Genomic DNA, 12,498 nt, shown 5'->3' with positions numbered 1-12,498 from the left:
AAGTAAGATCCCTCAGAGACGATGAGGTTGATAGGTCCGAGGTGTAAGCGTGGTGACACGTGAAGCTGACGGATACTAATCGATCGAGGACTTAACTTCGAAGATGAAAAGACGTCCCGTTATTCAGACTTTTGAGCGTTCGTATTTAGTTTTGAAGGTACGAACCTTCATTGAATTACATAGTCCGGTGGCGATGGCAGAGAGGTCACACCTGTTCCCATGCCGAACACAGAAGTTAAGCTCTCTAGCGCCGATGGTAATTGGGGTGTTTCCCCTGTGAGAGTAGGACGCGGCCGGGCATTTATTTAATTAAAATATTTAGCTATATTTTAATTTTTTTATCTGTTAATTTATAAATATTCCAGCGTAGCTAAGCGTAAACTACTTTGAAACACTTCTATGTAGCTTTGCGAGGAGCGTAACCTGCACCGAATAGACTTGCAACGCGATGAGCACAGTGAAACTATTTAAAGTGCAAAGTCGTCAGAATCATATTAACTCATTTATAATATTCCAGCGTAGCTCAGTGGTAGAGCAATCGGCTGTTAACCGATTGGTCGCAGGTTCGAATCCTGCCGCTGGAGCCATTTCTTATGCTTCCTTAGCTCAGTCGGTAGAGCGCAGCCATGGTAAGGCTGAGGTCACCGGTTCAAGCCCGGTAGGAAGCTTTGTAAAGAGAGATTCTTTACATAATATAGAGTTGGCCCGTTGGTCAAGCGGTTAAGACACCGCCCTTTCACGGCGGTAACACGGGTTCGAGTCCCGTACGGGTCACCATTTTTTTATAAAAGTATGGCAAGGATTAATACACATATCATTAACTGCCATTAAGTTCGGAGGATTAGCTCAGCTGGGAGAGCACTTGCCTTACAAGCAAGGGGTCGGTGGTTCGAGCCCGCCATCCTCCACCATTTAATTAAATAATCGCCGGCCTAGCTCAATCTGGCAGAGCAACTGACTTGTAATCAGTAGGTTGGGGGTTCGAGTCCCTCGGCCGGCACCACCATTCATTTTTGGAGGGGTAGCGAAGTGGCTAAACGCGGCGGACTGTAAATCCGCTCCCTCAGGGTTCGGGAGTTCGAATCTCTCCCCCTCCACCATTTTAAAATGATTGGGCCATGGCCAAGCGGTAAGGCAACGGTTTTTGGTACCGTCATGCGCTGGTTCGAATCCAGCTGGCCCAGCCATTTTATTTTTTTGGATAACTTTTTGCTAGAAGATAAGAATAAGACATAATACTTAACGAGAGCCATTAGCTCAGTCGGTAGAGCATCTGACTTTTAATCAGAGGGTCGGAGGTTCGAATCCTCCATGGCTCACCATTACATAAAAGTTGTAGGGGCCTTAGCTCAGCTGGGAGAGCGCCTGCTTTGCACGCAGGAGGTCAGCGGTTCGATTCCGCTAGGCTCCACCATACAAATTTACCAAGGTTGTTCTCTGCTGAATCGGGGGGCAACTTTTTTTATTACTTCCGACGATGTAATCGCTTTCAATTTTGTATATTTATTCATGTTTTTGTGAAGTTGAACCATCCTAAAATTATGGATAAAATGATTTATGGTAAGGGGGTAAAACAATGAAAAATAAACTAGGAATCATTGGAGCTCCGATAACAATTGCACAACCTAATATGGGAGTTGATCTTGGACCTGATGCTATCCGTCATGCAGGTTTGAGTGATCGTTTGAAGAATTTAAATATTAATTTTGAAGACTATGGCAATGTTAATGTTCCAATGAAAGGAACGAATGAGAAAGATCCAAAAACTAATTTGAAGAATTTAAAAGAAGTTACAGAAGGAAATAAGTCCATTGCTAATACAGTTAGTGATATTAAGAAAAAGGGTGAATTCCCTTTAATCTTAGGTGGAGATCATAGTATAGCCATTGGATCAATTTCAGAGCTGTATAAGCATTATGAGAATTTAGGGGTTATTTGGTACGATGCTCACCCAGATTTAAATACAGCTGATATATCGCCTTCAGGAAATATTCATGGGATGTCCTTAGCGGCTAGTATTGGTTTAGGACATGATGATTTAGTTTCAATGAATGGTAGTTCTTCTAAAATTAAACCTGAAAATGTGGTTATCATAGGTGCACGTTCTATTGATGAAGGTGAGAAGAAAATTATAAATGAACGTGGTATCAAAGTTTATACTATGTCCGACATTGAAAAGTATGGTATGGAGCATGTGATTAATGAAAGCATTCAATACTTAAAAGAACGAACAGATGGTGTTCATTTAAGCTTTGATGTAGATGGAATTGATCCAGCACATACACCTGGTACAGGAACGCCAGTTGAAGGTGGACCTACATATCGAGAGACTCGCTATGCTATGTCTAAGCTTCATGACTCTGAGGTGTTAACTTCTATTGAGGTAGTGGAGGTAAATCCATTATTAGATGACGGAAACCAGACAGCTGAAGTTGCTGTCGATATGTTAGCAACGTTATTTGGAGAGAAATATCTATAAAATTTTACCAAGGTTCAGTTTTACTGAGCTTTGGTATTTTTTTTGCTACTTTATGTTTTTGCAAAGAATGGTAGCTTGTTTAGCAATAACGTTTATGTTTTTCGAAATATCAAGTTCAGTTTTTTACTTTAAAATAAATACTACAAAATTCTTTCATAAAAAGGTTACAATATTTTGAAATTGAATTTTATTTTACCAATTTACAAGTTATAATTGATAGGGTATTATGCGTCATGCTAAATTTTTTCTAAAAAAGTGAAACCTTTTTGAGAATTGACCGTATTTAAGCATGACCGCAAATTTCTTGCGGGGGAACACTTATGGATTTAAGGTTAAACCAATTAATTAAACAAGTAAAAAAGGGAAATCATGAAGCCTATGGTTTAATAATTAATCAATTCCAGCAACCTATTTATCAGCATTGTTTAAGGATGTTAGGAAACCATCATGATGCCCAGGAAATCGCACAGGAAACATTTATTAAAGCGTACGTTAATATCAATACGTTTAAACAAAAAAACAAGTTCTCGCCATGGTTATATCGAATTGCGACTAACCTAGCGATTGATTGGATGAGAAAGAAAAAACCTATACATATTTTGGACCAACCTATTAGTGATGACCATCAAACAACTCATGTTGATCAATTAAAAAGCAAAGGTCCAACACCTGAAGAATCTTATGAAACTTTAGAGTTTAATGAAGCAATTCAAGAAGCTTTATTAACCTTACCACCTAAATATAGAGCTGTTATTGTTTTAAAGTATTCACAAGATTTGTCTTTACAAGAGATATCAGAAGTTCTAGATTTACCAATGGGAACAGTGAAGACACATCTTCATCGAGGTAGAGAGGCTTTAAGGAGCACTCTCATTGAAGTTATTAGGAGCTGATCAGATGGCGTGTAATGAAACCTTCGAAAATGAATTGCATTGTTGTCTCAACCGAGAACTAAATCAAGAAGAAGAATCAAAACTTCAAGATCATTTATTGTCTTGTAATGCCTGTCAAAAGCATTATCAGGAATTAGTTAATGTGGACAATAAACTGACCCAACTAGAAATGGTTGAGGCACCTGTAGATTTAAAACAAAATATCCTTAATGATATTCCAAAGGATAATAAGGTTAAAAGATTTTCTAAGATTGTTAAAGAACATCCAATCATTGCAGCAGCAGTCGTATTTTTTATCATGTTATTTACATCAACTTTAAGCCATTATCATAATAATCAACAATTATCTTTATCAAAGCACGAAGGTGTAATCACTGAAGGTAATCGAGTGATTATTCCAGAAGGTGAAACCATAGAAGGCGACTTTATTGTCCAAAATGCAGAAGTCATATTGCAAGGCCGAATAAAGGGCAATTTAACATTAGTCAATAGTAAATTAGTTGATAACCATGACCACTTTAATAATAATTATAGTTCACTATCTCACCACGTTGAAGGAAAAGTAGTTGAAATCGATCGCTATTTCGGCTGGGTGTATCATAAGATTGAGTATGAATTTAAAAATTTTGTAACTTATGTTATGCCTTAACGTTTAATCGTTATTTTTACGATTAAACGTTTATTTTTTCTCAATAAACTGTGCTATAATTAAATTAATACGTTTTTATAGGTGAAAATAGCAGGTCGAAATTGGAGCATAAGGGTGTGTGGCATAGTGTGGGAAAATCTTGATTTGTTATCTATGCTGCGAATCATTGTGGACATAACCGTCGTATGGTTCGTTATATATAAATTATTCACATTAATTCGTGGAACTAAAGCCGTTCAATTATTGAAGGGTATTTTTGTCGTGCTTGGAATTTGGTTCTTTAGTTCGATACTAGAACTGAAAACAGTACAATGGTTGGTTTATCAAGCCATAAACTGGGGTTTTCTAGCGGTCATTATTTTATTCCAACCGGAAATCCGGAGAGCGTTAGAACAATTAGGTAGAGGAAGCTTTTTTGCAAGACACTCTCATTCTGAGGAGAAAGCGATCAGTGATACGATTGATGCTATTATCAGGTCATGCAATTATATGGGGAAACGTCGTATCGGCGCATTAATTACGATCGAGAGAGAAACCGGAATGAGTGAGTATGTGGAAACAGGAATAAATGTGAACGGTAAATTGACGAGTGAGTTATTAACTAACATATTTATGCCGAACGCACCGTTACACGATGGTGCTGTCATTATAAAAGATGATGAGATCGTAGCAGCAGCATGTTACTTACCATTAAGTGAAAGCCCGTTCATCTCAAAAGAATTGGGGACACGACACCGTGCAGCGATGGGGGTTAGTGAAGTAACCGATGCGTTAACGATTGTTGTATCGGAAGAAACAGGCATGATTTCAGCAACAAAAAATGGAGAACTTCATCGTAGATTAGATGAAGAGGATTTACGTAAAATGCTTAGTAAAGAATTGAACCCTAATGAGGAGTCTTCATCATCTAAGTCGTGGAACTGGAGGGGGAAACGAGATGGATAGATGGATAAAAAGCCCATGGTTTACACGGATCGTTTCGCTTTTCTTAGCATTGTTACTTTACATGACTGTAGCTTTAGATGAAGCGAATACATCACGATCGAGTAACACATTTCTTCCAACAGGCTCGACTGATTCTGAAACGATGACTAATGTGCCTTTACAGGTAGAACTGGATGAAGAAAATTATGTCGTTCGTGGTGTGCCAGATACTGTTGAGGTAACTCTAGAAGGTCCAAGTAGCTCAGTTACACAGGCAGTTAGACAGCGAAATTTTGAAGTTTTTATAGATCTAAATGGCTTACAACCTGGAACACATGAAGTGGATATAAAACACAGTGGTATTCCTAGTCAGATTACTGTTTATATAGAACCAAGAACAATTGAAGTGACAATAGAAGATCGAGCAAATGTCTCAAGACAGGTTGAATTGGAGTATGTAGGGAAAAACGGTATTGATGAATCTGAAGTCTTTGCTTCTCCTCCTGCAGTTAGTCCAGAGGAAGTTGAAATTACTGGAGCTAAAACCGCCATCGATCGTATCGGTATTGTAAAAGCTATTGTAAACTTTAGTGATTTAGCTGATGATGGCATTGCAAGAAGTATACCTGTAAAAGTATATGATGCACAAGGTAATGAGCTGAGCGTGTTCATCAACCCTTCAACAGTCACGGTTGAAGCGGACGTTTCAATTTCGGACAAGCGTCTGCCAATTAATTATGAAACAACCGGAGAGCTTAGTGAAGATCTAGTTTTAAGAAGTATTAATGTTACACCAGTAACTGCAACCTTATTTGGTACCAGTGAAGTATTAAATGATATCGATCAATTGGAACCAATTGAAATTAATTTATCAGAAATCACCCAATCTACAACAATAGATGCCGAATTAAATATACCATCAGGTGTTAGAAAAGTTGAGCCTGAAAAAGTGTCTGTTGAGGTATTCGTTGAAGAGGCTGAAGAAAGACTATTGGAAGATATGGAAATTAACGTGGACAACCTAAGTGAAGGACAAGAAATTACTTTCTTAGATCCAGAAGAACCTTTGGTTGATGTTACAGCAATCGGTAAAACAGAAGACATAGAACAACTGAATCCTGAGGATATACGCGTGTCGATTGATGTGTCTGATTACGTAGCTGGCGAATTTTATGCTGATGTTCTATTAGAAGGACCAGAAAACGTTCGTTTACGTACAAATACAGAAAGGGTTCGTGTCAGAATCGAGTAGAGTTGAATAAGTAAGGATTAACGTAAGAGAAAAAGGAGCGAAACGAAATGGGTAAATATTTCGGTACAGATGGTGTCCGAGGCGTAGCAAATAGTGAACTAACACCAGAACTAGCATACAAACTCGGCCGTTTTGGCGGCTATGTTTTAACACAACAATCAGAAGAAAAGCCTAGAATATTAGTGGGGAGAGACACTAGAATATCTGGAGAAATGTTAGAAGGCGCTTTAATCGCTGGGATATTATCAGTTGGCGTAGATGCAATGCGTTTAGGCGTCATCTCAACCCCTGGAGTCGCTTATTTAACAAAAGCATCTGGTGCACAGGCAGGTGTCATGATATCAGCTTCGCATAATTCAGTAGAGGATAATGGCATTAAATTCTTTGGATCTGATGGGTTTAAATTAACGGATGATCAAGAAGCAGAAATTGAGAAGCTGTTAGATGCTGAGACTGATGAGCTACCACGCCCAATCGGTGGCGACGTAGGTCAAGTCATGGATTATTACGAAGGCGGGCAAAAATACTTACAACATTTAAAACAATCAATTGATCAAGACTTTGATGGGGTAAAAATTGTTTTAGATTGTGCACATGGCGCGACTTCACCGTTAGCGTCGCACTTATTTGCTGACTTGGAAGCAGATATCTTTGCGATTGGAGCTTCACCGGATGGTTTGAATATTAATGACGGATATGGTTCAACTAATCCAGAAAAGCTACGTGAAACAGTCGTCGAACAAGGGGCAGACTTAGGTCTCGCTTTTGATGGCGATGGTGACCGTTTAATTGCTGTTGATGAGAAAGGAAAAATCATTGATGGTGACAAGATTATGTACATCTGTGGCAGTTTCTTAAAACGTCAAGGTCGCTTGAAAAAAGACACAGTTGTTACAACGATCATGAGCAATATTGGTTTATATCGCGCATTTGATGAGCTGGATATTTCAACGGTCAAAACAAAAGTGGGAGACCGTTACGTTATGGAAGAAATGCGTAAGAATGACTTCAATCTTGGTGGAGAGCAATCAGGACATATCATTTTCCTTGATTACAACACAACAGGAGATGGCATGTTGTCGGCATTGCAACTAGTTAATGTTATTCAAGAGACTGGAAAATCGTTATCTGAGTTAGCTGATGATATTAAAAAATTCCCACAAGAGTTGAAGAATGTTCGCGTTCAAGATAAGAACGCGGTAACGTCTAATGAACAGGTCAAAGCAGAAATTGATCGAGTTGAAGAAGAATTAGGCGGTAAAGGCCGAGTGCTTGTTAGACCGTCTGGAACGGAACCTGTTGTTCGTGTGATGGTTGAAGCGCCAACAAAAGATGACTGCGATAAATATGTAAACCAAGTGGTTAATGTTATTGAAGAAACAATGGGCATGTAAGTGCATATTTATAAATGTAGCATAGGGTTAATTACGCCCTATGCTTTTTCTTTTAGGGGACTTCTCAGGGTGTTTTCGTACCCAAACAATTGATTTTCCGTACTTTTCTGTAAATGTTATTGAATTGTAATTGACCGGAGCATGGGAATTACAGTAAAATTTAAGTTGTCCTGTTTAAAAAGGATGTCATTCGGGAATGGAAAGGAGCGTAGGCGGTAACAATAAACTAAAAAAGCGCCAGGACTATTTCTAGGACGGAAAATAGAAATAGTTGACGAGGAGAAGGTTCATCGAGTCATCGGCGGGTACCTTCCGGTTGATCGTTATCTCAACCGAGACGTTTTAGGTGAAAACATAGAGGCGACTCTGTGCACAACCACTTAAAACAAGATAACACCAAATGATAAAATACGAGAAAGGGGCAAACGAATGCCCCTGATAACAGGAGTTTGTTTGCCTCTTTCACATTGGGAGGTAACACAAATATGTGTGGAATTGTAGGTTATATAGGTAATAATGATGCGAAAGAAATTTTGTTAAAAGGCTTAGAAAAACTTGAATATCGTGGGTACGATTCAGCGGGGATCGCTGTTAGATCAGAAGACGATATCAATGTTTTTAAAGTTAAAGGACGCATTGCAACATTAAGAGATGCTGTTGATGAAAAGGTTCAATCCACAACAGGTATTGGACATACACGCTGGGCAACTCATGGTGAGCCAAGCGAAACAAACGCTCACCCTCATCAAAGTCCATCAGGCAGATTCACTTTAGTTCATAATGGAGTTATTGAAAACTACCTAGAGCTTAAAGCAGAATACCTAGAAGTTGCGAACTTTGTAAGTGAGACAGATACTGAAGTTATTGTTCAGTTAATAGAAAAGTTTGTAGAAGAAGCTGGAGATACTCTAGAAGCTTTCCGTCGAACGGTTGAACTGTTACACGGATCTTATGCTATCGCATTATTAGATGCTGAGAATCCTGAAGAAGTTTATGTTGCGAAAAACAAAAGTCCATTACTCGTAGGCTTAGGTGATGAATTTAACGTAGTAGCCAGTGACTCTATGGCGATGTTACAGGTAACAGACCAATTTGTTGAATTAATGGATGAAGAGGTTGTTATTGTTAAACAAAACCGCGTTGAACTTCAAAAACTTGATGGAACTGTTGTAGAACGTGATCCTTTTACAGCTGAAATTGATGCAAGTGATATTGAAAAAGGCACTTATCCTCATTTCATGTTAAAAGAAATCGATGAACAGCCGTTTGTTATGCGTAAAATCATTCAAGAGTATCAAGATGATAATGATGACATCAAACTTGATAAAGATATCCGTAAAGCGATGAAGAAATGTGATCGTGTTTACATCATCGCAGCAGGAACAAGTTATCACGCTGGTTTAATTGGTAAAGAGTTTTTAGAAAAGATTGCTGAAGTGCCAACAGAAGTGCACGTCGCAAGTGAATTCTCATATAACTTCCCACTATTATCTGAAAATCCATTATTTGTGTTTATTTCACAAAGTGGTGAAACAGCTGACCTGCGATCAGTATTAGTGGAAACAAAAAAATTAGGACACCCAGCGCTAACCATTACAAATGTGCCAGGATCAACCCTTTCTCGTGAAGCAAATTATACAATGCACCTGCATGCAGGACCTGAAATTGCAGTGGCATCAACTAAAGCCTATACTGCACAAATGGCTGTATTAGCTATTCTGGCTGTCGATACAGCACGTGCTAAAGGCATAGAGTTAGATTTTGACCCAATGCAGGAATTAGGAATTGTCTCAAATGCCATGGAAGCTCTATGCGACCAGAAAGAAGTATTTGATCAAATTGCGCGTGACTATTTATCAACAACACGCAATTGCTTCTTTATCGGACGTGGTTCAGACTACTACGTTGGGTTAGAAGGCGCATTAAAACTAAAAGAAATCTCATATATTCAAGCAGAAGGATTTGCTGGAGGGGAGCTTAAACACGGTACGATCGCATTAATTGAAGACGGTACACCAGTGATTGCACTTGCAACACAAGAACACGTGAATGGCTCAATCCGAAGCAATGTACAAGAGGTTGTTACGCGTGGAGCTAATGACTGTATCATTAGTTTAGAAGGACTTGATCGTGAAGGCGATGCATTCGTCATTCCAAAAGTCCACAGACTATTTACACCATTAGTATCTGTTTTACCATTACAATTAATTTCATACTATGCAGCTCTTCACCGTGACTGTGATGTTGATAAGCCGAGGAATTTGGCTAAGTCAGTAACTGTGGAATAAGTATGGCTTGTGTGGTAACTTGTTGTGGAGTTATAATTGTCAAATCAAAATAAAGTTTGCAGAATGAGAAAAAAGTCTGCTTAAGAAGAAAAAAGTTTGCACGAAGCCTCGTGGGTGTATCCAGTATATGGATATATTCATGGGGTTTTTTATGTTGAACTGTGTTCATATAGAGGTGTCCTAAAGGGCTTAATGTTCCCCTTACGGGATTAATTAGCCCAAGGGCAGAAGGGGGCATGCGTATGTCTCTCTGAGAGGATACAGCCGGCAACCAATCCAATCAACGAATGGCACAAACCCTGTAACATGTAAAACAATCCATGTGGCAATGAATAAAAAAGGATACTTTTAATCAGAATAAGATGTGCATTACCTTCTAGGTTCAAGGAATAAAGGAGTTATTTAAATGAATGAAGAACAGAGAAGTATTTTTGATAAAATAATCGAAGATTATGAAAACCTAATGTCTGAAGGTATTGATTATTGGGCTAGATTTTCAAACTTAGATACGTGGCAGTTTTGGGTCAATGTTGTATTCCTCATATTGCCTTTAATTGTTATATGGTTTTCTATTGATAAGAAGAGGGCATTATTATTGGGATTCTACGGTTTTAATGTGCACGTTTGGTTCACATACATAGATAGTTTGGGTGTTAATTTTGGGACATGGGGTTACCCATTTAAGGCGATTCCGCTATTTCCTGTTAGTTTTGCCTTAGATGTATCATTAATACCAGTTGTGTATATGTTGGTTTATCAGTGGACTTTAAACCATAGAAAAAATTATTATTTGTATTTAACCATAACAAGTGCCTTTCTTGCATTTATATTTAAACCAATCTTGGTGTGGTCAGGCCTGTTTATTTTATTGAAGGGGTTTAATTACTTTCATTTATTTTTAGGTTACTTAGTCATTATGTTGGTATCTAAATGGATAACCAATATATTTGTACATTTTCAAAGAAATGAACCGAAAACAAGTATCTGATGTTTTTATGAAAAATTAATCATAGGTCATGTCGGGAGTATAGAAATAGTAAGATGTCCCATTACTTCCTGTAAACTAAAGTGGAGGCATAGTATAACATGAGGCATAGATTAGTCTAAGAATCGGGAAACGTATCTACGATACCTCTTCTCGGTTTTTTTATTTGGAGAAGGTTTGGCAATTACTTTTCGCAGACAAGGAGGAAAGCAATGGATGGGGGTGGTGCATATGTTGTTTAGGATTCCCTTTAAAAGGTCTTCTTTATATTAGTGGTACTCCCGGCATAAGTACAGCACAAGGGCCGTGTCAATGTCTCTCTGAAGGAGTACATTAGAATCAACACAATAAGGGCAGCCCACGTCCAGCAACGTGTAACATGCCCCAAGGAAAGTCCTCGCCCTTAAAAATAAATATATATAAATAATTAGGTATAGGTCACGAGGTAAGTAGGGGAAGGGTGTGGAACAGGAGAAACCGTAAGGTATAGTAGTGTTTCCTGTTACAGCAGTCTACTCTCTCTTATATTTGGTAACTGTACATAGTAGGGGAGGAGGGAGCCAGACTATGTATGAGGCATATGGATTAGATAATTGAATCGGGAACGTATCTACGATATCACTCCTCGGTTTTTTATTTAGAGAAGGACGGGGATGGATAATCTCGGCATAAGTACAGGACAAGGGATATTTCCATGTCTCACCGAAGGGAGCATTAGAACCAACCCATTCAAAGGAAGTCGTCCTCGTCCAGTAATGTGTAATACGCTTCAGACAGCAGCACTCGCCCATAAAGAAATAATTAAAAATAAAAATAAATAATTTTGTATGGGTAACGTGGTAAGTATGGGATTAACGGTGGTATATGTGAGGAACCGTAAGGTATTATGTATAAGGCAGATGGATTAGACTATCGAATAGGAAACGTATCTTCGATACCTTTTGCCGGTATTTAATTTGGATAAAGGTGAAACGCAGAAAATCCTTTCTCCTCATTCCTCAATTCACCTTATAAGTTCAAGTCCTATTTTGAAAGAAGCAAAAGAGTAAAAGGAAAATGAGGAATTTTGGGGCATAGTCGTAATTGTATGGCTTCTTTCAAACTCACACCTAAACGGTTAAGGACATCCCCTTCTTTCGTTGATTCCCCTTCAATGTATTCTTGTCTTTTTAACACTATTGACGAGGTGCAAATAATATTACTGAAACACCCACTAAGCATATACCCGCACCTATCCAATCGTATAAATCAGGTGTTTTTTTATCAATACCCCATCCCCACAATACAGAAAGAACGATAAATACTCCTCCATAGGCAGCGTATACTCTGCCGAATGATGGGAATGTTTGAAATGTGGCAATAACACCATATAACGCCAAGGCTATTCCTCCGAAAACACCCCAATAGAATGGCTTACCTTCTCTTAACCATAGCCAAATAAGATAACCTCCACCAATCTCAGCAAATCCAGCAAATATAAACAATACAATTGCGTAAATCATTTAAAGCCCACCCTTGATAAATTTATTGACATGGTAATTATACCGTATCCCAAGGGTAGTAAAGCACTGCATTACCATAGAACAACCAGAAGGCAAGAATCGCTTATTGTACAGGTGGCACCGTAAGGTGCT

At 38.5% G+C, this 12,498-nt stretch carries 9 protein-coding genes, 9 tRNA genes and 2 rRNA genes; 19 read left to right on the top strand and 1 reads right to left on the bottom strand.

Annotated elements, in window-relative coordinates; all coding sequences use genetic code 11:
• The 19 genes from E3U55_RS09265 to E3U55_RS09175 form a co-directional block, all read left to right on the top strand.
• A 23S ribosomal RNA gene (locus tag E3U55_RS09265) occupies nt 1-99 on the top strand; the annotation flags it as partial.
• 84 nt (nt 100-183) lie between these two features.
• Nucleotides 184-299 (top strand): 5S ribosomal RNA (gene rrf, locus E3U55_RS09260).
• A gap of 213 nt (nt 300-512) precedes the next feature.
• A tRNA-Asn gene (locus E3U55_RS09255) sits at nt 513-587 on the top strand.
• 8 nt (nt 588-595) lie between these two features.
• A tRNA-Thr gene (locus E3U55_RS09250) sits at nt 596-668 on the top strand.
• 34 nt (nt 669-702) lie between these two features.
• A tRNA-Glu gene (locus tag E3U55_RS09245) sits at nt 703-777 on the top strand.
• A gap of 58 nt (nt 778-835) precedes the next feature.
• Nucleotides 836-911 (top strand) — tRNA-Val (locus E3U55_RS09240).
• 15 nt (nt 912-926) lie between these two features.
• Nucleotides 927-1,003 (top strand) — tRNA-Thr (locus E3U55_RS09235).
• Between the two features lie 12 nt (nt 1,004-1,015).
• Nucleotides 1,016-1,100: transfer RNA gene (locus E3U55_RS09230), tRNA-Tyr, on the top strand.
• Between the two features lie 12 nt (nt 1,101-1,112).
• Nucleotides 1,113-1,187, top strand: a tRNA-Gln gene (locus E3U55_RS09225).
• Nucleotides 1,188-1,246: 59 nt separating this feature from the next.
• Nucleotides 1,247-1,322: transfer RNA gene (locus E3U55_RS09220), tRNA-Lys, on the top strand.
• Nucleotides 1,323-1,338: 16 nt separating this feature from the next.
• A tRNA-Ala gene (locus E3U55_RS09215) sits at nt 1,339-1,414 on the top strand.
• Between the two features lie 162 nt (nt 1,415-1,576).
• Nucleotides 1,577-2,479: an arginase gene (rocF, locus tag E3U55_RS09210; protein WP_134340146.1), complete on the top strand. Its 903-nt coding sequence runs from the start codon at nt 1,577-1,579 to the stop codon at nt 2,477-2,479.
• A gap of 320 nt (nt 2,480-2,799) precedes the next feature.
• On the top strand, nt 2,800-3,372 hold the full coding sequence (gene sigW, locus E3U55_RS09205; protein ID WP_134340145.1) for an RNA polymerase sigma factor SigW: 573 nt from the start codon (nt 2,800-2,802) through the stop codon (nt 3,370-3,372).
• Complete coding sequence (locus E3U55_RS09200; protein WP_134340144.1) at nt 3,353-4,021, top strand: anti-sigma factor; 669 nt, start codon at nt 3,353-3,355, stop codon at nt 4,019-4,021. The genes sigW and E3U55_RS09200 overlap by 20 nt, the downstream gene beginning before the upstream one ends.
• A gap of 123 nt (nt 4,022-4,144) precedes the next feature.
• Nucleotides 4,145-4,966: a diadenylate cyclase CdaA gene (gene cdaA / locus E3U55_RS09195; protein WP_134340156.1), complete on the top strand. Its 822-nt coding sequence runs from the start codon at nt 4,145-4,147 to the stop codon at nt 4,964-4,966.
• Nucleotides 4,959-6,197 (top strand): CdaR family protein, encoded by a 1,239-nt coding sequence (locus E3U55_RS09190; protein ID WP_194840860.1) that lies wholly within the window; start codon nt 4,959-4,961, stop codon nt 6,195-6,197. The genes cdaA and E3U55_RS09190 overlap by 8 nt, the downstream gene beginning before the upstream one ends.
• Before the next feature lie 47 nt (nt 6,198-6,244).
• Nucleotides 6,245-7,591, top strand: a complete 1,347-nt coding sequence (glmM, locus tag E3U55_RS09185; protein WP_134340142.1) for a phosphoglucosamine mutase — start codon at nt 6,245-6,247, stop codon at nt 7,589-7,591.
• Between the two features lie 485 nt (nt 7,592-8,076).
• Nucleotides 8,077-9,879, top strand: coding sequence for a glutamine--fructose-6-phosphate transaminase (isomerizing) (gene glmS, locus E3U55_RS09180; protein ID WP_134340141.1), 1,803 nt, complete (start codon nt 8,077-8,079; stop codon nt 9,877-9,879).
• Nucleotides 9,880-10,285: 406 nt separating this feature from the next.
• A complete protein-coding gene (locus E3U55_RS09175; RefSeq protein WP_134340070.1) occupies nt 10,286-10,867 on the top strand; it encodes a CBO0543 family protein in 582 nt (193 codons plus the stop codon).
• A 1,172-nt stretch (nt 10,868-12,039) separates the two neighbouring features.
• Here E3U55_RS09175 and E3U55_RS09170 read toward each other — a convergent pair.
• Nucleotides 12,040-12,366, bottom strand: coding sequence for a YnfA family protein (locus E3U55_RS09170; protein ID WP_134340069.1), 327 nt, complete (start codon nt 12,364-12,366; stop codon nt 12,040-12,042).
• Between the last annotated feature and the right edge of the window lie 132 nt (nt 12,367-12,498).

The sequence above is a fragment of the Filobacillus milosensis genome (assembly GCF_004402015.1).
Taxonomy (GTDB): domain Bacteria; phylum Bacillota; class Bacilli; order Bacillales; family Alkalibacillaceae; genus Filobacillus; species Filobacillus milosensis.
This window is presented reverse-complemented; position numbering and strand designations above follow the sequence as displayed.